At 70.5% G+C, this 25,645-nt stretch carries 24 protein-coding genes; 15 read left to right on the forward strand and 9 right to left on the reverse strand.

Going from position 1 to position 25,645, the window contains the following annotated elements; genetic code table 11:
- Positions 1-3 precede the first annotated feature (3 nt).
- The 7 genes from AMK11_RS15540 to AMK11_RS37820 are packed head-to-tail and all read left to right on the forward strand — an operon-like array spanning position 4 to position 6,026.
- Positions 4-783, forward strand: coding sequence for an SDR family NAD(P)-dependent oxidoreductase (locus AMK11_RS15540; protein WP_198941373.1), 780 nt, complete (start codon positions 4-6; stop codon positions 781-783).
- Positions 780-2,033, forward strand: coding sequence for a cytochrome P450 (locus AMK11_RS15545; protein ID WP_073727390.1), 1,254 nt, complete (start codon positions 780-782; stop codon positions 2,031-2,033). The genes AMK11_RS15540 and AMK11_RS15545 overlap by 4 nt, the downstream gene beginning before the upstream one ends.
- Positions 2,034-2,043: 10 nt before the next feature.
- On the forward strand, positions 2,044-2,493 hold the full coding sequence (locus AMK11_RS15550; protein WP_073727392.1) for a nitroreductase family deazaflavin-dependent oxidoreductase: 450 nt from the start codon (positions 2,044-2,046) through the stop codon (positions 2,491-2,493).
- Positions 2,493-3,698: a CaiB/BaiF CoA transferase family protein gene (locus AMK11_RS15555; protein ID WP_198941374.1), complete on the forward strand. Its 1,206-nt coding sequence runs from the start codon at positions 2,493-2,495 to the stop codon at positions 3,696-3,698. The genes AMK11_RS15550 and AMK11_RS15555 overlap by 1 nt, the downstream gene beginning before the upstream one ends.
- Positions 3,695-4,114, forward strand: coding sequence for a Zn-ribbon domain-containing OB-fold protein (locus tag AMK11_RS15560; protein WP_073727394.1), 420 nt, complete (start codon positions 3,695-3,697; stop codon positions 4,112-4,114). Before AMK11_RS15555 ends, AMK11_RS15560 begins: the two co-directional genes overlap by 4 nt.
- Positions 4,111-5,313 carry a thiolase family protein gene (locus AMK11_RS15565; RefSeq protein ID WP_073727396.1) on the forward strand — a complete coding sequence of 401 codons (1,203 nt, stop codon included), beginning with the start codon at positions 4,111-4,113 and terminating at the stop codon, positions 5,311-5,313. The genes AMK11_RS15560 and AMK11_RS15565 overlap by 4 nt, the downstream gene beginning before the upstream one ends.
- Positions 5,313-6,026, forward strand: a complete 714-nt coding sequence (locus AMK11_RS37820) for a TetR/AcrR family transcriptional regulator (RefSeq protein WP_158070977.1) — start codon at positions 5,313-5,315, stop codon at positions 6,024-6,026. The genes AMK11_RS15565 and AMK11_RS37820 overlap by 1 nt, the downstream gene beginning before the upstream one ends.
- Positions 6,027-6,112: 86 nt before the next feature.
- Here AMK11_RS37820 and AMK11_RS15575 read toward each other — a convergent pair whose 3' ends face one another.
- From AMK11_RS15575 to AMK11_RS15585, 3 genes are all read right to left on the reverse strand, one after another.
- Positions 6,113-6,544: a hypothetical protein gene (locus AMK11_RS15575; RefSeq protein WP_073727398.1), complete on the reverse strand. Its 432-nt coding sequence runs from the start codon at positions 6,542-6,544 to the stop codon at positions 6,113-6,115.
- 66 nt (positions 6,545-6,610) lie between these two features.
- Entirely contained in the window at positions 6,611-6,934 is a 324-nt protein-coding gene (locus AMK11_RS15580) for an FAD-binding protein (RefSeq protein ID WP_073727400.1), read from the reverse strand.
- 98 nt (positions 6,935-7,032) lie between these two features.
- Complete coding sequence (locus AMK11_RS15585) at positions 7,033-7,572, reverse strand: hypothetical protein (protein WP_073727402.1); 540 nt, start codon at positions 7,570-7,572, stop codon at positions 7,033-7,035.
- Positions 7,573-7,891: 319 nt separating this feature from the next.
- Between AMK11_RS15585 and AMK11_RS15590 the strand changes: the two genes are divergently transcribed.
- The gene (locus AMK11_RS15590; RefSeq protein ID WP_073727404.1) at positions 7,892-8,809 is read left to right on the forward strand and encodes a cyclase family protein; all 918 of its coding nucleotides are present in this window, start codon (positions 7,892-7,894) and stop codon (positions 8,807-8,809) included.
- A gap of 218 nt (positions 8,810-9,027) precedes the next feature.
- Here AMK11_RS15590 and AMK11_RS15595 read toward each other — a convergent pair whose 3' ends face one another.
- The 6 genes from AMK11_RS15595 to AMK11_RS15630 form a co-directional block, all read right to left on the reverse strand.
- Positions 9,028-10,116: a zinc-dependent alcohol dehydrogenase gene (locus AMK11_RS15595; protein ID WP_073727406.1), complete on the reverse strand. Its 1,089-nt coding sequence runs from the start codon at positions 10,114-10,116 to the stop codon at positions 9,028-9,030.
- A 13-nt stretch (positions 10,117-10,129) separates the two neighbouring features.
- Complete coding sequence (locus AMK11_RS15600) at positions 10,130-10,819, reverse strand: SDR family oxidoreductase (RefSeq protein ID WP_073727408.1); 690 nt, start codon at positions 10,817-10,819, stop codon at positions 10,130-10,132.
- A 259-nt stretch (positions 10,820-11,078) separates the two neighbouring features.
- On the reverse strand, positions 11,079-12,542 hold the full coding sequence (locus AMK11_RS15605) for a class I adenylate-forming enzyme family protein (RefSeq protein WP_073727410.1): 1,464 nt from the start codon (positions 12,540-12,542) through the stop codon (positions 11,079-11,081).
- Between the two features lie 118 nt (positions 12,543-12,660).
- Positions 12,661-13,953, reverse strand: coding sequence for a cytochrome P450 (locus tag AMK11_RS15610; protein WP_143194582.1), 1,293 nt, complete (start codon positions 13,951-13,953; stop codon positions 12,661-12,663).
- Between the two features lie 37 nt (positions 13,954-13,990).
- The gene (locus AMK11_RS36860) at positions 13,991-16,528 is read right to left on the reverse strand and encodes an AMP-binding protein (RefSeq protein WP_158070978.1); all 2,538 of its coding nucleotides are present in this window, start codon (positions 16,526-16,528) and stop codon (positions 13,991-13,993) included.
- Between the two features lie 138 nt (positions 16,529-16,666).
- A complete protein-coding gene (locus tag AMK11_RS15630; protein WP_073727412.1) occupies positions 16,667-17,086 on the reverse strand; it encodes a nuclear transport factor 2 family protein in 420 nt (139 codons plus the stop codon).
- Positions 17,087-17,461: 375 nt separating this feature from the next.
- Here AMK11_RS15630 and AMK11_RS15635 point away from each other — a divergent pair, with 375 nt between their 5' ends.
- The 7 genes from AMK11_RS15635 to AMK11_RS36865 all read left to right on the forward strand — a co-directional run bounded on the left by AMK11_RS15635 (position 17,462) and on the right by AMK11_RS36865 (position 25,635).
- Positions 17,462-17,932, forward strand: a complete 471-nt coding sequence (locus tag AMK11_RS15635; protein ID WP_073727414.1) for a Zn-ribbon domain-containing OB-fold protein — start codon at positions 17,462-17,464, stop codon at positions 17,930-17,932.
- A complete protein-coding gene (locus tag AMK11_RS15640) occupies positions 17,925-19,070 on the forward strand; it encodes a thiolase family protein (protein WP_073727416.1) in 1,146 nt (381 codons plus the stop codon). The genes AMK11_RS15635 and AMK11_RS15640 overlap by 8 nt, the downstream gene beginning before the upstream one ends.
- A 296-nt stretch (positions 19,071-19,366) precedes the next feature.
- Positions 19,367-20,212, forward strand: coding sequence for an enoyl-CoA hydratase-related protein (locus tag AMK11_RS15645; protein WP_073727418.1), 846 nt, complete (start codon positions 19,367-19,369; stop codon positions 20,210-20,212).
- A 5-nt stretch (positions 20,213-20,217) separates the two neighbouring features.
- A complete protein-coding gene (fabG, locus tag AMK11_RS15650) occupies positions 20,218-20,979 on the forward strand; it encodes a 3-oxoacyl-ACP reductase FabG (protein WP_107429682.1) in 762 nt (253 codons plus the stop codon).
- A gap of 52 nt (positions 20,980-21,031) precedes the next feature.
- Positions 21,032-22,513: an aldehyde dehydrogenase family protein gene (locus AMK11_RS15655; RefSeq protein WP_079187460.1), complete on the forward strand. Its 1,482-nt coding sequence runs from the start codon at positions 21,032-21,034 to the stop codon at positions 22,511-22,513.
- A gap of 31 nt (positions 22,514-22,544) precedes the next feature.
- Complete coding sequence (locus tag AMK11_RS15660; protein WP_073727420.1) at positions 22,545-23,435, forward strand: NAD(P)-dependent oxidoreductase; 891 nt, start codon at positions 22,545-22,547, stop codon at positions 23,433-23,435.
- A gap of 7 nt (positions 23,436-23,442) precedes the next feature.
- Complete coding sequence (locus AMK11_RS36865; protein WP_079187461.1) at positions 23,443-25,635, forward strand: acyl-CoA dehydrogenase family protein; 2,193 nt, start codon at positions 23,443-23,445, stop codon at positions 25,633-25,635.
- The last annotated feature ends 10 nt before the right edge of the window (positions 25,636-25,645 follow it).

Here is a 25,645-nt window from a genome sequence, read left to right on the forward strand (position 1 = left end):
GACGTGTTGGTACAGGACAAGGCAGTCATTATCACCGGTGCCGGATCCGGAGTGGGCCGCGCCTCCGCGCTCCGGTTCGCCGGTGAGGGCGCGCGCGTGTGGTGCGCCGACATACACGGCGAGTCGTTGAAGGAGACGGTCCGGCAAATCGAGGCGAGCGGGGGCGTCGCCGCCGCCGAACGGTGCGACGTCTCCTCCGAGCAGGACGTGAGCGCCGCCGTCGCCGCGGCAGTCGACCGCTTCGGCCGGCTCGACGTCATGTTCAACAACGTGGGAATCCCCACCCCCCGTTTCGGCATGCAGTTCGAGGACCACACCGTCGAGGATTTCGAGCGGCTGACCCGGGTCAACTTCCGCGGCGTCTTCCTCGGCAGCAAGCACGCGGTGCTGCAATTCAAGCGGCAGGGGGACGGAGGTGTGATCGTCAACACCGGATCCGCCGCCGGGCTCGTCGCCTGGGGCGGGGCGGTCTACGGTGCCACCAAGGGAGCGGTCCACCAGCTCACCCGCGCGGTCGCCATCGAGGGAGCCCCGTTCGGCATCCGGGCGAACGCCATCTGCCCCGCGGGCATGCCCTACACGGGCTTCATGGCCGCGGGCGGCAAGGCACTGTCCGGCACCGAAGCGGAGGCGGCGGCCCGGCAGATCGGCGCTTCCCATCCGCTGGGGCGTCCCATCACGGCCGAAGACTGCGCCGAGGCGGCCGTGTTCCTGGCCTCCGACCGGGCCGCCAACATCACCGGGGTGCTCCTGCCCGTGGACGGCGGGTACGTCGCGCGATGACCGCCACACAGAGACTTCTCGACATCAAGCGGGTCCGGGAGTTGTTCGACCTGCGGGGCAGCCTCATGGACCGCACGGGCGGCAGTTATGAGGAAGACCCCTACCCGGTGTGGGCAGAGCTGCGGGAGCGCGCGCCCGTGCACGAGGGGACGCTGCACCACCTCACCGGCATCGACGATCCGTTCGCCTTCCAGGGACTGCCCGAGACCGGTCGGCCGCACTACTCGGTGTTCACCCACGCCGCCTGCAACGCGGCCTACCGGGACAACACCTTGTTCGCCTCGTCGCCCCAGGCGGTCGACCTCGACGACGCTCCCGCCGTCCTCAACAGCATGCTGTCGATGGGCGGTGAGCAGCACCGCCGTTACCGCGCCCTGGTGCAACCGTCCTTCGTACCGCAGCAGGCCCAGTGGTGGGTCAGGCACTCGATCCAGGAAACGGTCGACACACTGATCGAGTACATCCTGGAGCAGGGCCGCGGCCGTGCGGAGCTGAATGTCGACTTCTGCGCGGCGATCCCGGTCCTCACCATCACGGGCGCCTTCGGCATCCCCGTCGACCGGGCCCTGGACGTGCGGGCCGCCCTGCACGATCCGCCCGCGCTGCTGGAGATCATCTCACCGATCGTGGCAGCCCGGCGGGACAGGCCGGGAGACGACTTGATCAGCGTCCTGGTGCAGGCCGAACTGGTCGACGAGGACGGTACCCGCCACCGCCTGAGCGACGCGGAGATCTACTCCTTCGCCCTGCTGCTGCTCGCCGCGGGCTCCGGAACGACCTGGAAGCAGATGGGCATCGCTCTCACGGCACTGCTCGAACGACCCGCCGTCCTCGACGCGGTACGCGCCGACCGGGCGCTGCTCGGACCCGCGATCGAGGAGTCGCTGCGGTGGATGCCGACCGATCCGATGTTCTCGCGGTGGGTCACGCGGGACACCGACTTCTTCGGCACCCACCTGCCCCGCGGCTCCGTGGTGCACCTCTGTGTCGGCCCGGCCAACCGCGATCCCGCCCGCTGGGAGCGACCGGACGAGTACGACATCCACCGCGCCCCACGGGCGTCCCTGGCCTTCGGTGGTGGGCCGCACATCTGCCTCGGCATGCACGTGGCGCGCGCGGAGATGGTGACCGGCATCAGCGCCCTGCTCGACCGTCTGCCGGCCCTGCGTCTCGACCCCGACGCACCACCGCCGCGCTACATCGGGTTCTACGAGCGAGGCGCCACCGAGATCCCGATTAGGTTCGGCTGAGAGGGACACGATGGCTTACCAGCAACCCGACCTGACCCTGCTGGGCGCGGAACATGTACGCCGCTACCGGGAGACCGGAGGGAAGGTCGGCTACCTCTGGAACGGCGTTCCCACCCTGCTCCTCACGACGACCGGCAGGCGCAGCGGACTGCGGCGCACCACGCCCCTGATCTTCGGCCGCGACGGCGACGACTATCTCGTCATCGCCTCGCAGGGCGGGGCGCCGACGCACCCGCAGTGGTTCCTCAACCTACAGGCCGCTCCGGAGGCCGAGATACAAGTGCGCGACGAGCGCATGCTCGTCACCGCGCGGGCCGCGCGCGACGACGAGCGCCCACGGCTGTGGGAGGTGATGACGCGAGTCTGGTCCAACTACGACGCCTATCAGTCACGGACGGAGCGTGTGATCCCGGTCGTCGTACTGAGCCCCGGCGGCGCCGTCCGGAACGAAGGAGCCTGATGCGGCACGCATTCGAGGGCGTGCGCGTGGTGGAGCTCGCCCAATGGGTGTTCGTCCCCGTCGCGGGCGCGCTGCTCGCGGACTGGGGCGCGGACGTCATCCACGTCGAACCACCGGACGGTGATCCCTACCGGGGACTGATGACCCAGGGCATCGGAGCCGACAGGGGCGGGGTGAACCTGTCGATGGCCCTGGCGAACCGCGGCAAGCGATCCATCGCCCTCAACGTGCGCGCGGAACGCGGTCAGGAGGTCCTGCACCAGCTGCTGGAGGGGGCCGACGTCTTCCTGACGAGCCTGCGCCAGGGCGCGCTGCGACGGCTGGGGCTCGACGCGGAAGCCTTGACGGCACGCTACCCGCGCTTGGTCTACGCGCGGGGCCACGGCTACGGTGTCACCGGCCCGGACGCCGAGCGCGCCGGCTACGACTCCTCGGCGTTCTGGGCCCGGGGCGGCCTCGGCCACGTCCTCACCCCGCCCGACCGGGACTACCCGATCGCCCAGCGCGGGGCGATGGGGGACCGCAACGGCGGCATGGTCCTGGCCTTCGGGGTCGCGGCGGGTCTGCTGCGGCGTGAGCGGACCGGTCGGGGCAGTGTCGTCGACGTCTCGCTCCTGGCGACAGCGATGGCCACCCTCTCCTCCGACCTGCTCGCCGCGCTGAACGGAACCCCGCCGACGTCGGCGGGCGGCCGTGAGTCGCCGCCCAATCCCCTCGTCAACACCTTCCGGACGAAGGACGGACGGCACGTCCAGCTGGTCTTCCTCGACGCGGACCGCTACTGGGCGCCGTTCTGCGCGCTCCTCGGACGACAGGACCTCGTCGACGACCCGCGGTTCGGCGACCTCGCCGCGCGGCGGACGCACAGTGCGGCGTGCGTCGCCGCGCTCGACGAGGAGTTCGCGAGCCGGACCCTCGGGGAGTGGCAGCAGGTCCTCGCCGACTTCGACGGACCATGGGCGCCGGTGAGGTCGGTCGCCGAACTGATCGACGATCCGCAGGTGGTCGCCAACGGCTACATCGGGACGGTCGAGGACGACGGGACCGCGTACCGTCTGCCGAACGTCCCGGTCCAGTTCGACGGGGAGCCCGCACACCTGCGGCGCGCCCCGGAACTCGGCGAGCACACCGAGGCCGTCCTGCTCGAACTCGGTTACGAGTGGCAGGACATCGCCTCGCTGCAAGCGGCAGGGACCATCCCGTGACGCGGCCCGTCCCGGTCCCCGACCCCCAGTCCGCACCCTTCTGGGAGGCGGCCTCCCGGCACGTCCTCTGCCTCGCCCGGTGCGGCGCCTGCGGCGGGTTCTCACACCCGCCCGACGTCGTCTGCGAGCACTGCGGGTCGACCTGCCCGGACTTCACGTTCACACCGGTAGACGGGCGGGGGACGGTGGAGTCGTGGACCGTGATGCGCCAGTCGTTCCTGCCGGGGTTCGAGGAGCTCGTCCCGTTCGTGCTCGTCGACGTAGGACTGAGCGACCCGTCCGGTGTCCGCCTGATCGGCCGGCTGCTCGACGGTCAGACGCCGCGGCTGCGCCTCGGGGCGCCGGTCCGTACGGTCTTCGAGCACATCGGGCCCGACATCGCCGTGCCGGCCTTCACGCTTCTGGAGGACCCGTGACAGGCCGGCTGGACGCCAGTAACAAGGTGGCCCTGGTCGGCTACGCGCAGAGCGCGATCGAGCGTCACGCGGCCGTGTCGTTGGGGGCGCTGACGGTCGACACCGCACGAGCGGCGGTCGCGGACGCCGGCCTCGACGTGGCCCAGGTCGACGGCTTCGTCACGCCGACCCTGTTCCCCACCGCGGGCGCGCACTCGGTCGTCGACGGCCTCAGCGTCGTGTCGGCGAACTGGCTCGCAGCCCGCCTGAACGCCAACCCCCGGTACGCGGCGGGGTTCCAGGGTCTGGGGCAGATGCCCGGCGCGGTCGCGCTCGCGGTCAACGCACTCGTCGCGGGCGCCGCCGACTACGTGCTGCTGCACCGGGCCCTGCACAACCCGCCAGGGCGCTACCACGGCACCGCCGCCACCGAGGCGCCCGGCCCGCAGCAGTGGACCGTGCCACAGGGGTACTTCGGACCCCTGGCCATGATCGCCCTGGCCTACAACGAGTATGCGCAGCGCTACGGTGCCTCCCGCGAGGACATGGCCACCGTCCTCGTCGAAGCCCGCAAGAACGGTGCCCGGATACCGTGGTCGTACTGGCACGAGCGGCCGTTGACGGCGCGGGAGTACCTGTCGGCACCGCTGCTCAACGATCCCGTCTGCCGGTACGACTGCGACATCCCGGTCGACGGAGTGGCGGCGTTCGTCCTCACCACCGCCGAGCGGGCGCGGGACCTCCCGCACCGGCCCGTCTACGTCACGGGCTACGCCACCGGCGAACCCGCCAGGCGCCGACTGCCCCTGCACTGGCCGCTCGACGACATCATGTCGGTCGGTGCGGAGACGACGCGCAGGCTGTGGGAGCGCTGCGGCGTGCGATCGAAGGACATCGACCTGCCCCAGGTCTACGACGGTTTCTCCCCGTTCGTGTACTTCTGGCTCGAGGCCCTCGGATACTGCCCGGAGGGTGAGGCGCACCGGTTCGTGCGCGACGGCGGCATCGACAGCGACGACCCGGCAGGCCTGCCGGTGCTCTCCGGCGGCGGAGCCCTGGGCAACGGGCGGATGCACGGGGTCCCGCAGATGCTGGAGTGCTACCTACAGCTGTCGGGAAGGGCAGGCGCCCGCCAGCGGCCGGGCACGACCCTTGCGCTAGCCTGTCAGTCCTCACCGCACCTGGGCGGTGTGGTGGTGTACAGCGCGGAGGCCTTCTAGTGCGGCAGCGGGCGAGCGACGAGGTGGCCATCCCGTTCTGGGCGCTTCGGGCCGCCGACCGGGCGCCGGTGGTGCAGCGTTCCCGCGCCAGCAGCCTGGAGCGGGCACAGCGGGTCGTCGACGCGGCTCGCCGGCTCGTGGTGACCCGGGGCTTCGAGTTCACCATCCAGGAACTGGTCAAAGAAGCCGGCATCGCCGTCCAGACCTTCTACAACTACTTCGCCGGCAAGGACGAGGTGGCCCTGGCCGTCATCGAGGACATGGTCTCGGCTTCCGTGGCGGACCTGGAGCACGCTTCCAGCGACCTCACGGACCCGGTGGGCCGGCTGCGCTACTGCATTCGCGAAGTGATCGTGAACCTGGGCCGGGACGAGGTGGGGCCCGGCATGGGGCGTTTCATCGCCGCCGAGCACTGGCGGCTGATGCAGACCTTTCCCAACGAGGTGGCGCGCGCGACCCGGCCCTACGCCGACCTACTGGCCCGCAACCTCGACGCCGCAGCCCGCGACGGGCAGCTCGCGCCCGGCGACGACATCGAGCACAGCGCGTGGCTCGCCGGCCAGATGATCCTGGCCGTGTACCACCACTACGCTTTCACACCACAGAACGAGCCGTACGACGCCGCGGCCGACCGGGTGTGGGCGTTCTGCCTCACCGCCTGGGGCGGGCGCGCGGACGCCGGTCCGGCTGCGGCGGGGCCGCACACGGGCTGACCGTTCCAGGCGGGGGCCCAAGGCCGTCACGGCGCCGCCTGGTCGTATGCCGTGGTCGTCCGCGACGGTCGGCCACAGGCAGCGGGTCAGACCACGGAGAGCAGGGCCGCCCCGCCGTGACGGCCCGCCGCGTCCGCGGCACCGCGTCCAGCGCACTGCCCCGCGCGGAACGCGCTCCCCGTGCTCGCAGCGGCCACGCGCACGGCCGAATAGAGGCCCGGTACGGCCTGTTCGCCCGTGAGCACGGCTCCGGTCCTGTCATCGACGCGCAGTTCGTCATGGCACGTGGACGGCGCCTCCTGACCGGCACACCACCTGCGTACGGGCAGTTCGGCCACGGTCATGCCGACGGTGGCCAGACGCAGCCGGGGCCGCGAGGGCAGCCGGGTCCCTGTGCGTCCGGCGGCCCTCACGGCCGTCCACACGGCCGGTCCGACGAACTCCCAGTGGCTCGGATCAAGCGCCAGGACGACCGAGGGACAGGTCACCTCGCCGACCACGAACGCCGACCGCCACACGGCGTCGGCTGCTCGGGTGAAGGGAGCCGAGAAGGCGGCGGGGGCCAGGCCGCCCGATGCCCGCAGTCAGCGGTACGCCGCGGTGGGGGCTCCTCCGGGCGGCAGGGTCGCGTAGCCGACGCCGGAGATCTCCCCGCCAACGACGACCAGTTCGTGCGCACGGCACCCCGTGCGCACCTGGACGCCGGCGTCGAGGGCCGATGCCCGGACGTCCGCCAGCGCACTGTTGCCGGACCGTCCGGCGCGTCGGGCGCTTGACCGGCGCCGCGTCAGGAAGTCCTGGTCCAGGACGAGAACCCGTGCTCCGTCCCTGGTGGCGGCGAGGGAAGCCGCGGCGCCGGCCATACCGAATCCCACGACCACCACGTCGACGTCCAGGTTCAGTGGCATCGGCCGGCCTCCTTGCAGCGGCTCCGATATAATACCGACGTCAAAATACAGTTAGCTTCCCGGTAGTCCGTCAACCTGCCGGGGGCCACCGGACGTCGTCACCCGCGGGCGTCCCGTCCGGCGATCGTCTCGTCGATGAGCCGCTGGAAGCCGTCGAGCGTGTTGAAGAGCGCGGAAACCTCGTCGACCGTCTTGCCGCTCGCCGCGGACCAGACCCGCAGCCACTGGTTCGGGTCGGTGTACCACTCCATGCGCACCACCCGGCCCTGCTCGTCGACCGTCGCGAAGTCCACCTGGTGTGCCACGATCTCGGCCCCGTCGCGGGTGGTTCCCTTGAAGACCATCCGGCAGACCCAGCCGTCCTCGTGCGGGAAGACCTCGTAATCCCTGATGCCGAAGTCGGGCATGCCGGTCCAGTACATCTGGAACTCGGGGTTGGGGTCGGGGTAGTCCGGCCTCACGGTCACGGTCCAATCGCCCCGCTTCGGCGAGAAGAGCGTCAGCTCGTACGGCTCGTGGACCTGCCCGTCCGCGGTCCAGCCTCCGTGCCGCTCGATTCGGCCGACCTTGTAACCGTCCACCTGGGACTGGTACATGCGTCGCGCCATCTTGCGGTGCGTTTCGATCCGGTCCGCCATGAATCTTCCTCCAAGTGGTTCGAGTGACCGTCCTTCACGGTAACGAGATTGATGTCAAAGTCAATAATGGGCACACGACTTGAACGATGCGTCAGGTCGGAACACCCCTGCACAGCAGCGCGCTTCCGCCGCGACTCATTGACACGTCTCCGCCGTGCGTGTTCCATGAGGTAGCTCGTGGGCCCGCTGACACGTGGCCGTGGCGCGAGCTTCGCTCCTCGGGGAAGGCAGTCGGCCGACGTATGGTCGTCTCCCTTCTCACCGAACGCGCCCGAGCTGATCGCGTCCCTCATCCCAGCGAGGCAGTCGGAGGTTCTCAATGACTCCGTCCGACCGTGGCACGGCACGCCGGAACTGGGGGCGCTGGGGTGCCGACGACCAGCGTGGTGCCCTCAACCTGCTCACACCGGAGGTCGTCCGTTCCGCGGCGGCCTCGATCACACGCGGTCGCGTGTACGGACTCGGCATGCCGGTCAGGGCGGGCGGTGTGCCCGCCCTGACCGGGCGGGTGCCCATGCGGTTCACCGTGCGCGACGGCACGGACGCCGGTTCGCACGCGGACCTTGGCTGCGCCCCGGGCACCGGCTCGCACGAGGACGCGGTGGTGATGTCGACCCATACCGCCTCACACATGGACGCGCTGGTGCATGTGTACGCGGAACACCGTCACTACAACGGAGTCGGGCATGACACGATGCGCGCCGAAACGGGTGCCGGGCGGCTGGGAATCGAGAACGTGGGCGGGCTCGCGTCCAGAGGCGTCCTGCTGGACATGGTCCGCCACTTCGGTGCCGGGGAGTACCTGCGGCCGGGGCACGCGATCGGTGGCGCCGACCTGGCCGCCGCGGCCGCGGCCCAGGGGGTCGAGGTGCGGGCCGGGGATGCGGTGCTGATCCGCACCGGCTATCTGCAGTTCCTGACCGGTGGGTCGGCCGAAGGCGTCCCGCGGCCGACCGGGATCCCCGGCATCGACGCGAGTGCGGCGCAGTGGCTCGTCGAACGGGACGTCGTCGCAGTCGGTGCCGACAACGCCGCCGTCGAGGTGCTGCCCTTCGCGGAGGGAGACTTCCTCCACGTACACAAGATGCTGTTGGTGGACTGCGGCATCTACCTGCTGGAGTTCCTCGACCTGTCAGCGCCGGCCGCCGACGAGGCGTGGGAGGGGCTGCTGACTGTCGGCCCGTTGAAGATCACTGGCGGCACCGGCAGCCCGGTCAACCCCGTCTACGTGTCCTGACGCCACGGGCCACGCTGAGCGTTGCCAGGTGATGAGCTGGGCCTGCCGCCTGCCCCTGTTCTGACGCCGCCTGGATCGCAGGCCGAGCCGACTCGGGCACCGGTTGCCGGCCGGGGTCAAGGGGCCACCGGCTGTCGGGCAAGCCGTGCAGCACTCGCGACGGAGATCCTTGCCAGAACCGCCTGATCGAGGCGCACAAGCACGGCCGCACTCAACCCTCAACGCCCGAGGAGGTCCTGCTCCGTCCGGCCGACCACCACACGGATCACGCCGCCCGACTTGGAGCCGGCGGTGGAGAACGCAGCTTCGATGTCCTCGAGGGCGAAGCGATCGGTCAGCAGTTCACCGAAGGGCAGTTCTGCCTCGCGGAGCAGCTCGATGGCGATGTCGAAGTCGTGGCGTCCGCGCATCGTTCCGTAGACGACCGGGAACACGACACGTAGCTGCCGCTTGAACACCGCGCGGCTGTGTACCGGTTGCGGCTCGTCGAAGAGACCCATGACACTGATCTCGCCCCCGGGGCCGGTGATGCGCAGCGCCCGTTCGAAGGTGTCGGCCGAGCCGCCGACGCACTCCACGACCAGGTCCGGAGCGAGTTCGGCCAAGGTCGAATCGAGGTCCGGGGCGCCGTCTCGCAGGACCCGGTGCGCACCGAGGCGGGCCGCGAGGCGGGCCTGGTGCTCGTGCCGGGCAACGTTGACGACGTCGTCGCACCCCAAGTGCCGGGCGGCGGCCACGGTGAGCAGGCCCATGGCCCCCGCGCCCAGGACCACGACCTTCACTCCGGTGAGATCGTCGTTGCGTGACATCGCGGTCGCCGTGATCCGCAGCGCGTGCACGCTCACGGCGACCGGCTCGACCAGGGTCGCGACGAGCGGGTCCAGGTCGCGTGGGAGTGGCCAGGCGCCCGGGGCGCGCACGACCATGCGATCCGCGAAACCCCAGACGGGCAGGGGGCGGGGTTCGGTGCAGAACCAGGCCTGACCGGTCGCGCAACCGTCACACGTGCCGCAGGAAGCCGCGAGTTGCGGCTCGAGCACGACAGGGTCCCCGACCTCGTGCGTGCTGACGTCAGGACCCACCGCGACGACCCTGCCGACCATCTCGTGCCCCATGGCACCCGGCGAGTCGCGGCGATCGGCGCCCACCAGTTCGGGCCGGTTCAGGTGGTGGAGGTTGGATCCGCAGATCCCGCAGGCGACCAGCTCGACGGCGACCTCACCGGGGCCCGGAGGAGGAGCGTCGTCGATGGTCTCGAGAGTGATCACGCCCGGAGCCTTCACCCGGGCCGCGCGACGCGTGTTCATGTGTCCTCCCCGCTCAGCGCGCCGCACGCGGAGACACCAGGGTCAGGATCGAGTCTTCGGTGCCGACCGGGGCGCTCGGCTCCGCGAGCAGCTCGGCCACGTACTCGCCGATCTCGTCCTCGGTGATCCAGTCGGGGCGCGCCCGCTCCCGGGTGCTGGGCCCGTTGACCATCGCGGCGACGAGCAACTCGCGGATGCGCACCCTCGGGTTTCCGCGTGCCTCACGGATCAGCCCGCGGTACAACTGGCGCTGGGCGGCCTGGGCAACGGCGAGCGGCACATAGCGCGGGATGATGAGGTCGGCCATGCCGCCGCCGAGACCGAGGAAGTCACCGCCGTCCCGGACCAGCGGCATCAGGTGCCTGGCGGCCACGAGATGAGCCCCGACGTTCCCGGCCACCAGCGCGTTCAGCTCGTCGGCAGGCCATTCGAGGACCGGACGCAGGGGGTAGCCCGCGTGGACCGAGACCACGACGGCGTCGACCGGGCCCAGCTCCGCCGCCAGCCGTGCGCCGCCGGCGTCGTCACCGATGTCACCCGCGATCGTGCGCACCGCGGAGCCGTGCTCGGCCTGCACGGCGGCCAGCCGGGCAGGTGTCCGGGAGACGGCCACGACATTCCATCCGCGCCGGACCGTGGCGCGCAGGACGCCTGTTCCGACGTCGCCGGTGGCACCGACCAACGCCAGTGTCTGTTCGCCCATCCGGTCCTCCCCATCGTCACCACGCCGTCGGCCGTGCACACCGCCGTGACGGCGGGCGGCGGGCGCGGCAAAAATTCAATTCCGACGTCGAAATTATATGGAGCTCTCACTCAGGTCAACGGGCCCCGCTATAACCCGCTCGACGCGTCGCACGGCGAGGCAGACGGAGCGGCCGCGACTCTCGCCGACCCGTTTCAGTTTCATAATTGCACATATATCTACGCGAACGGGGTGTGCGGGCCCCATGCGTCGGAGTGCGTCAGCCGCCGCGGGTGGCGACGAGCGCGCCGCGGTTGACCTTCGTGGCCTCGCTGCGGGGAATGGCGTCGACGATCTCGATGGTCTTGGGCACCTTGTACGGGGCGAGGCGGCTCTTGGCGTAGCCGATGATCTGCTCGTCGGTCGGGGGCGCAGCCGGATCGGCGGGTTCGAGGATGGCGTGGACGCGACGTCCCCACGCGGGGTCGCGCAGCCCGACCACGACGACGTCGGCGACGTCCGGGTGGTCGATGAGCGCCGCTTCGACCTCGGCGGGGAAGACGTTGGCGCCACCGGTGATGATCATGTCGACCCGGCGGTCCACCAGGTACAGGAAGCCGTCGTCGTCGAGATAGCCCATGTCGCCGGCGGTCTGGAAGCCGTCGTCGGTGGAGCGCAGCTTCGGGACCGTGCCCAAGTACCGGTAACCGGCGGGGGACTGGGAGCGGAGGTAGATCTCTCCCAGCCCGCCCACGTGCTGCTCGGTGCCGTCCGCGTCGATGATGCGTACCTCGGTGCCCTGGATGCCCCGGCCGACGCTGCCCTGGTGTCGCATCCACTCGTCGCCGCGCAGCGCGGTGAGCCCGAGGCCTTCGGTCATTCCGTAGGCCATCACGATGCGCTCGGGGCCGATCAGCTTCGCCCACCGGTGCACGAGGGACGGCGGCATCGGCGCGGCCCCCTGGATGATCCAGTCGATGCTGGACAGGTCGCGGTCCTCGATGCCGGGCAGATCGGCGATGCGCTGCAGCATCGTCGGCGTGGCGGTGAAGGTGGAGACGCGGTGCCGTTCGATCACGTCCACGACGCGACCGGCGTCGAACTTCTCCATGAGGACCAGGCGATCCCCGGAGAGGAAGGTGAGCAACGTGTTGAAGCCGTTGGTGTGGTACATCGGCGCCGGCACGAGGATCGTCTGGGGGCGCGGGACGGGCTCGTCGTTCCACAGGTCGATGAAGGGCGCGACCGGTTCCGGGCCGTAGACCGACGGCCGTTCCGTGAGGATCACTTTCGGGGTGCCGGTGGACCCGCTGGAGCAGATGCCGTTCAACTGCGGGGAGACCGCGTCCGCGAGGTCGGGGACGTCGAGGTCGGCGGTGGAGTCGATCCAGGGGATGTCGGCGGAGTCGAGGGAGATGCGCGGCTCGATGACCTCGTGCAGTCGGCGCAGTTCCCAGTCGGGCACGTCCCAGCGCACCGGAACCGGCACCGCGCCCAGCTTCCACGCGGCGAGCACGCCGATCACGAACTGGGGCGAGTTGCGCAGCCCCAGGGCGACACGATCACCCCGGGCCAGGCCCCGGGCCGTGAGAGCCCCGGCCAACTGGGCGGAGCGGCGGTCCAGCCACGGCCATCCGTATCCCGTGTCGGTGCCGTCCAGGCCGATGTACCGGAACGCCTCCTCGTCCGGGAACTGCTCGGCGAGTCGTCGGATCCGGCGCGCGATGCTGATCGCGCCTTCCACTGCGCCTCCTGCCAGAGGCGTTGGCACGGGTGAGTGCACCCCCGCCTCAGCGTCCGCACTCCGTTCCGTCATGCATCGCTCCTTCGAACTCGGTGGCGACTCCGTCGGCCCCGGCCGGCTAGGCCTTCTTCCGTTCGCCCGGGGTGAAGGTGGCCGGCATGTGCTTGTAGCCGTACATCAGCCCCAGGTCGGGGTACAGCTCGGTGCGTTGGCGGTCGATGGCGTAGTCGGGCAGGCGGCGGAGCACCTCGCCGAGCACGATCTTGATCTCCTGGCGGGCGAGGTGGGATCCGAGGCAGCGGTGGATGCCGTAGCCGAACGACATGTGCCGGTTGGGCCTGCGGTCCAGCACGAACCGGTCGGCGTCCGGGAACTGGGCCTCGTCACGGTTGGCCGACGACCAGGCCAGCAGCACCCGTTCGCCTCGTTCGAAGCTCTCGTCGCCGATCTCCGCGTGCTGGGCAACGGTGCGGGCCCCCGCCTGCTCGGGTGTGTAGTAGCGCAGGAACTCCTCGCACGCGGCATCGAGCAGCGACGGGTCGTCGAGCAGGCGCTGCCTGTCCTGTGGGAACCGGTCGAGGTGCCACAGCGCGGACGACAGCAGGGAGGTCGTGGTCTCCACCCCGGCGGCGACGATGGTGTAGGCCGTCTCGAAGACCAGGGCGTCGTCGAGCGGGCCTTCGGGGTCGTCCGCGTTCATGATCGCCGCGAGGAGGTCCCCTTCCTTGGGCTCCGCTCGTCGACGGGCGATCTCGTCACGGATCTGCTGGAAGATCCACCGGAATCCGTCCTGGAGTTCCTGCCAGGCGGGGGTCCGTACGTCGCGCGGGATGTAGACCGAGGTGTGCAGCGGGACCGCGTACCGCTCCCACTCGGAGGTGTCCATGCCGAGCACCTCCAGCGTGACGATCGCCGGGACCGGGCTCACAAGGTCCAGGACGAGGTCGCAGGAACCCTTGGTGACGAAGCGGTCGATCGCCTCGTCGGTGATCGCCTGGATGCGCGGTGAGAAGCGCGACACGGCACCCGGGGTGAAGATCGGGTTCAGCATGCGCCGGTAGCGGCGCCACTCGGGAGGGTCCATCTCCGCGAGCGAGGTGCGGCCCGAGTCCGGGTTGCGGGGGAGCGTGATCCCCCCGCCGTATCCCTCGTCACCGGGCAGCTCGAACGCGCTGGAGAACGCCGAGTGGTCGGATGCCGCCGCGGCGATGTCCTCGTACCGGGTGAGCACCGTGTACCCGCCGTGCGCGTCGGTCCGCACGGATCCAGGACCCTGACGGATCGCCCGGTAGGCACACACCGGATCGGCCGCGTGCTCGGCGGAGTGGTGGTCGAATGCCTGCTGTTCGGTCATGAGGTTCTCCAGTGCCAGATCTGTCGCGTCGGCGCCGCGCAGAGCGCCGCGATCCATGGACGGCCGGGTCAGGGGGTGGGTGCGGTACGCGTCGTCAGGCGCCGACCGCCGCGTAGGCGTCGTGATCGGCGGCCGCGGTGCCGAGCCGGTGCAGGAGCGCACTCCTCACCGGTGGCTCCACCAGCAAGGTGATGCTCCACAGGTACAGGCCGTGGAGGATGCCCAGCGGAAGGGACCGCCACGCCTCCTCCGATGCCGGCGCTTCGACGCCGCCGGCACGCAGTTCGCCGAGGTAGTGCCGCAGGAGGTCCTTCTCATGGCGCCGTCGGTCCTCGACGGTCAGGACGGAGGCGATGTGGTAGCCGACGTCCAGGTACCACGGTCCGCGCTGGACCAGCTGCCAGTCCAGCAGTGAAGGCCGGCCGTCGGCGTCCAGGTAGGTGTTGCCGACGTGCGGGTCGCCGTGGATGACCGACCACGGGGAGGTGTCCCGTACCTGTTCGACGAGGGCTCGGTACGCTGTGAACAGCCGCTCGGCGTCCCGGACCTCGCCGGGCACCCCGGCGCCGATGTCGCTCGCGAAGTTGCCGCGGATCTCGGACACCCCCCGGTGGACGAGATTGGCCGCCAGCCGCGGGGCGAGCCAGGGCGTCGCCGCGAGCGCGGGGTCGTTCCACGTCGCCGCGTGCAGCTTCGCGAGCTGGCTGAGGCTCTCCGCCGCCGACTGCGGCGAGTAGTCGCTGGTGGGAGTGAGGAAGCTGCCACCCTGCGCGATGACGTCCTCCGTGATGACCACGCCGTGCCGGGTCTTGGGGTCGACGTCCGCGTACACGCTGCGCAGGGTGCGGACACCGGTCGATGCCGCCAGCTCACGGTAGAAGGACACCTCGTGCACACCGGACTGGCGGGTCGGCCGGCCCGCGTCGGTGAAGTAGCCCTTGGCGCACAGGTGGGGCGACAGCCCGCCGGGCAGGTCTTCGTCGCACTCGATGCGGAAGCGGGCGTTGGTGGATACCCGGCTCACCACGGGACCGGGCGTGACCTTGCCGACCCGCACGCCGGGGAAACGGTCCCCGAGCGCCGAACTCAGCCAGGCCGGGGACATCAGCTCCTCCAGCGTGTTCGGAACCGGTACCCGCAGGCGGGGCGCGAGCAGCGTGCGGTGCGGCCCCGGATCGTCGGCGACGAGGCGGCGCTGGATCTTGCCGGTCTCGGTTCGCGGCAGGGGCCGGTCCCAGACGACGATCTGCTCCGGAAGCTTCCACTTGGCCAGGCCGGAGGCGAGCAGCCGGTCCACCACCGAGTCGAAGGAGAGCGCCTCGGGAGCACTGGAGAAGACGGCCAGGGCGAGACGCTCGCCGGTCTCCGGGTCGGGCACACCGTACGCGGCCACCTCTTCGGCGTGCGGCAGGTCGCGGGCAACCTCGTCGATCTCCGTCAGGGATATCTTGAGCCCCTTGCGGGAGACGATCTCCTTGAGCCTCCCCGTGACCGTGAGCCGACCGTTCTCGAACCGGCCGAGGTCGCCCGTGCGGTACCAGCCGCCCTCGAGGAAGCAGTGGCGATTGTCCTCCGCCTCGCCGTAGCCGAGACAGCGCATCGGGCCCCGCACGAGGATCTCGCCGGTGCCCCCGCCGAGGATGCGTACCTCGGTCCCGCCGGCGCAGGCGCCGTCGTCGACGACCCGGCTCTCGCCCTCGTCCCCCGGCATGGTGGTGGTGGCGACGGGGACCTCGGACGAGCCGTACACGCGCACGGGAGTGATCCCGTAGCGCGTCATGCCCAGCTCCAGCATCGAGCGGGGAATGGGGGCGCCGCCGAGCGATACGGCCCGCAGCGGCAGCTCGGCTAGGTCCTGGCTCAGGGCTTCCTTGAACAGCTCCTCCATGATCACCGGTGCGCCACCGATGACCGTCACCGCGTTCTTCCGCAGGCGGTCGAGCGCGGCGGCGGGGTCGAACCGGTCTTCCAGCACGAGTCCGGCGCCCCTGTCGAGAGTGAGGTGGATCTGGACCAGGCCGGTGATGGTGGCGAGCGGGGTCGACAGGAAGGCGGCGTCGTCCGCGGTCAGCCCGAGGGCGCCGGCCATGTTGCGGGCGCCCGCCCGCAGGGTGCGCAGGCTGTGGACGACCGCCTTGGGCCGGCTCGTGGTTCCTGAAGTGAACACGACGGCGGCTGGGCCGGAGGGATCCGGTTCCTCCCAGTCGGAGCACCCCTCGTGCCAGTGCACGAGGGAGTCGAAGTCCACGACGTCGACGCCCAGTCCGGCCAGGTCCAGCCGCTCCGCCAGTTCGGGGGTGGTGACGATCAGTCCGGTCGGCGCGGCGGCCAGCGCGTGCTCCACGTCCGAACGCCCGCACCGCCGGTCCAGCATCACGGCGAGTGCGCCGGTGCGGATGATCGCGTGGTAGGCGACGACGGCCGGCGCGATCAGCGGGGCGATGACGAGCACGGCGGTCCCCGGGGGGACGCGTTGCCTCAGGCAGGCGACCGCACGGGCGACGGCGTCGTGCATCCGGCCGTACGTCCACCGGGAGGTGGCGTCACTGACGGCGACGCGGTCCGGACCGCGGTCGGCCTGAGCTTCCAGCCCGTCGCGCAGTGGGGCATCGCTCCACCAGCCCTCGGTCACGTAGCGAGCCTGGACTGTACTCGGGACGGGCTCGACTCCGACGAGCTTCACGACGCAACCTCCGGGGGGAGAACCTTTATTTCGACGTCAGGGCTGATGCGTGTTGCCGATGGTGCTCCGCTCGCGCGTCGGCCGGCGTCAGATCGGAGGGCGGAGCGAGCCGTCGGAGCGGACGAAAGTGACGCGGCGGGAGGCGATACGCCAACGGCCGTCCTTCTTCGACAGGTCGTCCTCGTACCAGCCGATGCGCATGGTCTTCCGGTCGGCGAGGATGGCGAAGAAGGACTGGCTCGCCGTCGCGGAAGCGCCGTGCACCCGGATGACCGGGGACGCGCCCAGGTGGACGCCGTTCGGGGCGGCGAGCGTGATCATTTCCTTGACCCCGGCCTTGCCCTCGTAGGTCCGCCCGTGCACGACGTAGCTGCAGTCGTCGGTGAACAGTTCGAGCCAGCCGGCTGTGTCACCGATGTCGACGAGTCGTGTGTAACGGGCCAGCAGGTCCTGGATCTCGACCATGTCGGCCACCTCGTGGGCTTCGAGGTCGCGGAAGTCTTCCATGAGTGGGCTCCTCCCCGATGGGGATTGCGCGGAGCCGACGGGCAGCCCGTGTCGGGGGACCTTCGCCGGTTGGATGGACGTACGCATCGCGCTTACCGGTCGGGCGCCGCGGTCCACTTAAATTTTTAGCAACGTCGAAGTTATAGCACGGGCGTCGTTCCTGCCGGTATGCAGATGCGTGCGTCCGTTCCGGTCCGAGGTCGTTCGTACCCCGCTCGACACGGTCTTTTTTTAAAATTGACGTCAGTGTAAAGTTTCGCGGAGGCTTCGTGACCGACTCGGTTGCCGCGGGTCCTCGACACCACCTCGGGGCCTGGGAGCCAGTGGGACTGGGCCGGCGGACGTTGTCAGAAGTGCGGAGTGGAGGCGTCTGAAGTGAGCAGTAGACCCATCGCCGAGGGCTTGTTCACCGAGTCCGGCGACGAGCCGAGACTGATCGGGAACCGATGTCGCGCATGTGCCGCGATCACGTTTCCCGTGCGTGTCGGGTGCGCGCGGTGCGGGGCGGGTGAGCTGGAGCGGTATCTGCTGGCGGACCGCGGGACGTTGTGGGCGTGGACGACCCAGGGCTTCCTGCCCAAGGCGCCCTTCACCGGCACGCTCACCGTCGGCCCCGACACGGTGCCGTGGTTCGTCGGAGTCGTGGAACTGCCCGGTGAGGCGAGAGTGGAGTCCCTGCTCGTCGGTGTCACGGAGGAGACACTGAGCATCGGCATGCCCTTGCGCCTGGCGCTCGTGCCCTTCCGGCACGACGAGGACGGTACCGAGGTCGTCACTTTCGCCTTCACGCCCGACGGCGGAACGGAACCGGAGAACGAGAGAGAGGCGGAGAAGATCCATGCCTGACGTGGCTATCGTGGGTGTGGGGCTCCACCCCTTCGGGCGGTTCCCGGGCAAGTCGGCCCTGGAGATGGGCGCGGAGGCGGCCCGGAGCGCGCTCGCCGACGCCGGTGTGGCGTGGACGGACATGGAGTTCGCTGTGGGCGGCAGTGCGGAAGTCGACCAGCCCGACGCCGTGGTCGCCGAACTCGGCCTCACCGGGCTGCCGTTCACCAACGTGTACAACGGGTGCGCGACGGCCGGGAGTGCTCTGGGTCTCGCCAGCCGGATGATCAGGTTGGGCGAGCACCGCCTCGGGCTTGTGCTCGGCATGGACAAGCACAGCGGAGGAGCCTTCACGGCCGATCCGACCTGGTACGCGTGTCCGCCCTGGTACGGGGAGATGGGGCTGTTCCTGACGACGAAGTTCTTCGGCATGAAGATCAACCGCTACATGCACGACTTCGGCATCACGCACCGGACGCTGGCAAGGGTCGCGGCCAAGGCCTACCGCAACGGGGAGTTGAACCCCAACGCGTACCGGCGCACCCCGTTGTCCGAGGAGGAGATCCTCTCCTCGCGCATGCTCAGCCACCCCTTGACGAAGTACATGTTCTGTAGCCCGGACGAGGGCGCGGCGGCCGTGGTGGTCTGCGATGCGGACGTCGCGAAACAGTACACCGACACCCCTGTCTACCTGCGCAGCACCGTGACCCGCACCAGGAGGTACGGCGCCTACGAGGTGCACACCCCGGCCGCCGGGCCGGAGCACGTCCCGGCGCCGACGGTGGACGCCGCGGCCGCGGCCTACGAACAGGCCGGCATCGGTCCGCAGGACGTCGACATCGCGCAGTTGCAGGACACCGATTCCGGGGCCGAGATCATCCACATGGCGGAGGTCGGTCTGTGCAAGGACGGTGAACAGAACGAGCTGATCGCCTCCGGCGCGACCGCCATCGGCGGTGCCCTGCCCGTCAACACCGACGGTGGGTTGATAGCCAACGGTGAGCCCATCGGCGCGTCGGGGCTGCGTCAGGTGTACGAGTTGGTGAACCAGATGCGTGGCCGAGCGGGGGAGCGTCAGGTGCCGAACGCGCCTCGCGTGGGACTCGCACAGCTCTATGGCGCGCCGGGCGTGGCTGCGGTCTCCATCCTGTCGAGGTGACCGTGCCGACCGGGGCGTGAGTCCCTGTCGACGTGCCGTACGGATCTCGGACTCCTTATTTCCATACCCTTAAAAATCTGGAATGGTGTGGGTGGAAGCAGCACCGCGGGGGCGCCGTGGACGCATGCCTCCATTGGAGTCCGGGAGTTGACAGGTGAAGGCGGTGCCCCATGAGTCGTCCGGTACGGGTCGTCGCGATCATGGGGATGGCACAGCGTGCTTGACCACCTGAATCACCCAGTTTATTATTTCGACGTCGAAGTCAAAAAATGACTCGGGTAACGAGGTCCGACCACATGTCATCCCAGCGACAGGTCCTGACTGCCGACAGTGACGAGCTCCAGGCCGAACTGGAAAGCGGAGTCCTGCTGCTGCGGTTGAACCGCCCGCGGGCGCGCAACGCACTGACGCTCGAGATGCTGGAGGCCCTCGCCTCGCGGCTGGCCTGGGCGCAGACCGATCCCGCGGTGCGGGTCGTCGTGCTCACGGGGGCCGGCGCGGGATTCTGCGCGGGCGGCGACATCAAGGTGATGGCCGCCGGTCGCAGTATCTACGGCACCTCCGAGGAACCCGAGCAGCGCACCCGGCGTCAGATCGAGGTCCAGCGGGCGACCTCGGTGGCGCTGTGGCACTTCGGCAAGCCGACCGTCGCGCTCATCAACGGGCCCGCTGTCGGCGCCGGGCTCGCGCTGGCCCTGGCGTGCGACCTCCGCTACGCCGCCGCCTCGTCGACGCTCGGCAGCGGCTTCGCCGCCGTGGGACTGGCCGGTGACTTCGGTTGCACATGGCTGCTGAACCGGCTGCTGGGGCCCGCCCGGGCGAAGGAGATGCTGCTCTTCGCCCAGTCCCTCGACGCCCGCCGAAGCCTCGACTGGGGCCTTGTCAACGACGTGTTCGACGACGACCGGCTGCTGGCCGAAGGGCTCGCCCGGGCCCGCCGGCTCGCCGAAGGGCCACAGACCGCTCTCGGCGCGATCAAGGAGCACATCGCCCGGGCCGATCGCGAGGACCTGGCGACGTGCGCCGACGCCGAGGTGCGCCGGCACGTGCAGCTCATGGCCGGCGAGGAACACCGGGCCGCCGTCCGGCGACTGCTGGGCGGGATCTCCTCCGCCGAGTCCCAAGTCCGAACAGGAAGGTAAGGACCGTGAAGGAACTGGAAGGGCGCGTCGCGCTGATCACCGGCGGAGCGCGCGGCATCGGCGCCGGCATCGCCCAGCGGTTCGCCGAGGCCGGCGCGCGTGTGGCGGTACTCGACCTCGACGCGGCCGCGTGTGCGGACACCATCGCCGCGGTGGAGGGCGCCGGCTCGAAGGCGGTCGCGCTCGGAGTCGACGTCAGCGACACCGCGGCCGTGGAGAGCGCGGTGGACGATGTCGTACGACAGTTCGGCAGGCTCGACATCGCGGTCAACAACGCGGGGGTCACGCGCGACAACCTGCTGTTCAAGATGACCGAGGACGACTGGGACACGGTGCTGCGGGTGCACCTCAAGGGCGCCTTCAACGTGTCGAAGGCCGCCCAGCGGCACATGGTGGCGGCGAAGTACGGGCGGATCGTGAACCTCTCGTCGGTCTCCGCCCTCGGCAACCGCGGCCAGGCCAACTACGCGGCCGCGAAGATGGGCATGCAGGGGTTCACCCGCACCCTCGCCATCGAGTTGGGGCCCTTCGGGATCACGGCCAACGCGATCGCCCCCGGCTACATCGACACGGAGATGACCCGGGCCACCGCCGAGCGGATGGGTGTTCCGCTCGAGGAGCGGCTGGAGACGATGGCGAAGACGACGCCGGTGCGCCGGATCGGTCACCCGGCAGACATCGCGAACGCGGCCCTGTTCTTCGCGTCCGAAAGCACGGGTTTCGTCACCGGCCAGACCATCTACGTCGACGGCGGCCGCCGGCTCTGATGCGTCACGTGCCCGCCCCCGCCATCCCCCCGACTGTAAGGATCACGCGCGTATGATCGCCACGACCGAGACGATCGCCCAGTCCATCGCCGGACCGATCCTGCCGGCGCGGCTGTCGGCCGTCGTGGGCGGCGACTGGAACCGGGCCGGCGGCGCCGTCCACGACGTCCTCGACCCGGCGAGCGAGGCTGTGGTCAGCCAGTTCGTCGAGGCTCCCGTCGAACTGGTCAACGAGGCCGTCGCCGACGCCCACGACGCCTGGAGGGCGGGCTGGCGCGATCTCGAACCGGCACGCCGCGGGCGCATCCTGTACGGGGTGGCGGCGGCGCTGCGTGAGCACGCGGACGTACTGGCCCGGCTGGAGTCGCTCGACTGCGGCAAGCCGTTGTCGCAGGCCCGCACCGACGTGGAGGTGTCGGCACGGTACTTCGAGTACTACGCCGGCGCCGTGGACAAGTTCGGTGGCGAGACGATTCCGCAGCCCGCGGGCACCTTCGCCTACACGGTCCGGGCCCCGTACGGGGTCATCGGGCACGTGACCCCGTGGAACGCGCCGATCAGCCAGATGATGAGGGGCGTCGCCCCCTCTCTCGCGGCCGGGAACACGGTCGTGGTCAAGCCGTCCGAGCTGACGCCGATCACCTCCCTGCTCGCCGCGAAGATCATGGTGGAGGCCGGACTGCCCGCCGGAGTGTGCAACGTGGTGCCGGGCACCGGCCCGCTCACCGGCGAGGCGCTCGTCCGTCACGAACTGGTCCAGCACGTCACGTTCACCGGCTCGGTGCGGACCGGTCGGCACGTCGGCCGGATCGCAGCCGACCGGCTCGTCGGCTGCAACCTCGAACTCGGGGGCAAGTCCCCCAGCATCATCCTGGCCGACGCGGACCTGGACCGGGCCGCGCGCGCCGGCGCCCTGGCTGTGATCCGCAACTCCGGACAGTCCTGCTTCGCCACCACCCGGCTCGTCGTCGACCGCCGCGTCGAAGAGCAGTTGCTCGACAAGATGGCCGAGCACTTCGCGGGACTGACGGTGGGACCGGGTCTGGAGGACCCCGACGTGGGTCCGCTCATCAGCGAGGACCAGCGCCGGAAGGTGCTCGGATACCTCGACACGGCGCGGACCGAGGGCGCCCGGGTGGTTGTCGGGGGCGGCCCGAGCGAGGGACGGTCCCGGGGACACTTCGTCGAACCGACCCTGCTGGCGGGCGTCACGAACGACATGACGGTCGCGCGCGAGGAGATCTTCGGGCCGGTGCAGTCGGTGATCGCCTTCGACGACGTCGACGAGGCGATCGCCATCGCCAACGACACGCTGTACGGGCTCTCCGCGGGCGTCTTCACGTCCGACGTCGGCGCGGCGCACCGTGTCGCCGCCCGACTCGACGCCGGTCAGGTGCAGGTGAACAGGTACACGGGAGCCGGCGTGGAGGTGCCCTTCGGGGGCTACAAGAACAGCGGCCTCGGCCGGGAGAAGGGCCTTGAGGCACTGCACCACTACACCCAGGTCAAGAGCGTCATCGTCGCCGTCGACTAGCCGACGCACCACGGATCTCGAAGGAGGCAGTATGTCCGACCCGACTCTCGGTTTCGTCGGCCTCGGTGTCATGGGCGGTGGCATGTGCGCCAACCTGACCCGCAAGAGCGGGCTCCCGGTGATCGCCTACGACACCTCTTCCGAGGCGCTCGACCGGGCCGCCGAGCACGGTGCGCGTCCGGTGTCCGGGCTGAGCGAGGTGGCCGGCGCGGAGATCGTGTTCCTCTCCCTGCCGAGCATCGCGGAGGTGGAGAGCGTGGTCGAGGTGCTCCTGGGCGGCGAGGCGCGGCCCCGTGTCATCGTCGACATGAGCACCAGCGACGTCTCCCGGACCCGTGCGCTGGCCGGGAAGGTCGGAGCACAGGGCGTGACGTTCGTCGACGCGCCGGTGGCCCGCACGCGTCAGGCCGCGAACGACGGGACGTTGCTCATCACGGTCGGCGCCGAGCCCGCCGACTTCGAGAAGCTGCACCCGCTCCTGGCGTGCATGGGATCCGACGTGGTGCACGCCGGGCCCTCCGGCAGCGGTCAGCTCTTCAAGATCCTCAACAACATGGTCGTCTTCATGAACGTCAACGCCCTCGCCGAGGCACTCGCCATCGGCCGGCGCGCCGGCGTGGACGGGAAGAGCCTGTTCGAAGCACTGTCGATGGGATCGGCGGACAGCTTCATCCTCCGTCGTACGGCGACGGCGACCATGATCCCGGACGAGTTCCCCGAACAGGCCTTCCCCACCAACTACGCGATCAAGGACCTCGCTCTCGCACTGAAGTTGGCGGAGGACGTCGGTATCACCGCCTCCGGTGCACACCAGACGATGGACCTGCTGTGCCGCACCAGGGACGCCGGATACGGCTGGAAGTACTTCCCGGCCATGATCCGGGTCCTGGAGGGCAGGGCCGGCGAGGAAGACGAGGCGTGAGAAGGCCATGAGCGACAACCCAGTGGCGATCGACCGAGACGAACTCAGGCTGCTGCGGGCCACGGCACGGGAGGTGTTCGCCGGCACGCCCACCCTCGCGACGCTGGGCGAACTGGGCCTGCTCGCGCTGCTGACCCCCGAGGAGAACGGCGGCGCGGGGTGGCGAGTACTGGAGGCGTGCACCGTCGTCCGGGAGGCCGGACGCGCGCTGAACGGTCTGCCGGTCGGCGGGACCCTGCTCGCCGCGGCCGCGGTCGCCGGGCACCCGGAACGACAGGCCCTCCTGGACGACCTCCTCGGAGGAAGGACCGGGGGCGCCTTCCACGAGCACCGCGCCCTCACCCGCGAGGGCGACGGCTGGACGGCGGAGGGTGCCGCCGTGGTCAGCGGGACGCTGCCCCTGGGCGGCTTGGTCCTGGCCGGTGAGGAAGAGCAGGACGACGGACCGCTCCTGCTCGTCACCCCCGGGACCGCGGACGTGAGCGCCCTGACCGGGGACGACCGGCTCGACACCACCCGCGACGAGCTGCTCGTGGACCTGTCGCGGACACCCGGCCGCCCCTTGCGCACACCTGCCGCAGGAGCCGGGACCCTGGCGGACACGGCGGCGCTGCTGGTGTGCGCCGACACCCTCGGGGCGTTGGAGGTCACCGCGGAGAGGGTCCGCGAGTATTTGGCCGGACGGACCGCCTTCGGCCGTCCGCTCGCCTCCTTCCAGGCCCTGCAGCACCGGTTGACCGACCTGGAGGTCCTCGTCGCCGCAGCCGACGCGCTCGTGCAGCGGGCGGCCGTCGCGCTGGCGACACGCGCGCCGAGCGCGCACGGCGTGACGCGGCTGCTGCGCGTCTTCCTCGCCGAGCGGGCCGTGGCGGCGCTGGACGACTGCATCCAGCTCTGCGGCGGCATCGGGTTCACCTGGGAGTGGCCCGTGCACCACGCGATGCGCCGCGCCGTGCGCAACGCCGCCGCCGCCCGCCCGCGGCCCCTCGACCCGGAGGCACTGCGGGCCTCCCTCGAAGGATCCCGCCCGTCGGTGGCGACGAACGACGCCTTCCGGGCCCGGGTCCGGGACGTCGTCTCACGGCACGCCCCCTTCGAGGCCCGCGAGGGCCACCGTGCGCCGAAGTCGGCGGAACAGGAGGCCGCCATGCGCTCCTGGTACCGCACCCTGTACGACAACGGACTGCTCGGCCGGTCGTGGCCCGTCGAGTGGGGCGGAAGCCCGGACCACCAGCCGCTCGACGAACTGGTCCTGACCGAGGAACTCATCCGGGCGCGGGCACCGAGGCCGATCGACCAGGTCCTGCTCGCGAGCCACGTCCTGCTGCGGTACGGCACCGACGAGCAGCGCAAGCGGTACCTGCCCGGGATCCGGACCGGCGAGTACATCTGGTGCCAGTTGTTCAGCGAACCGGGCGCCGGCAGCGACCTGGCGGGAGTCACCGCGCGCGCCACCGCCCGCGAGGACGGCACCTGGGTGCTGAGCGGACAGAAGACCTGGACGACGGACGGGCACTGGGCGCAGTACGGCATGGCCCTGCTGCGCACCGACCCCGCCTCCGAGCGGCACGCGGGGCTGACCGCCTTCATCGTTCCCATGGACAGCCCGGGCCTGGAGATCCGCCCGATGACCACGATGGGCGGCGCGCACGAGTTCAACGACGTCTTCCTGGACGGGGTCGTCCTCGGCCCGGAGCACGTGATCGGGGAGATCGGCCGGGGATGGTCCGTGTCGATGTCCGGGCTGGAGTCCGAGCGCTTCACGGTGGGGGGCAACGTCCTGCTCCTGGAGCTGCTCCTCGCGGATCTGGTCACGGTGGCCGGCGCTGTCGGCGACGGCGGCGAAACCGTCCTGCACAGGCCCGAGACGCTGGAGCGGATCACGCGGTTGCGCAGCGAGGCGGAGGCCGCCAATGCCTATGTGACCGGCCACATCGAGCGCGCGCTCGCGGGGGAGGAGGGTGAGGCGGAGGCACCGATCGCCAAGCTCCTCTACACCGAGGCGTACAACCGGACGGCACGGCTGGGCGTACAGGTGATCACACAGCACCAGCCGGTGCCGGAGCACGCCCGGGCCGCGGCCCGCCGCCTCACGGACGCCTACCTCTGGTCGCGCTCGCTGACGATTTCCGGCGGAAGCTCGGAGGTCATGCGCAACATCATCGGCAAGCGCAGACTGCGCCTGCCGTCCGGCCGATAACCGAGGGAGA

This window comes from Streptomyces sp. CB02414 (assembly GCF_001905385.1).
GTDB lineage: Bacteria > Actinomycetota > Actinomycetes > Streptomycetales > Streptomycetaceae > Streptomyces.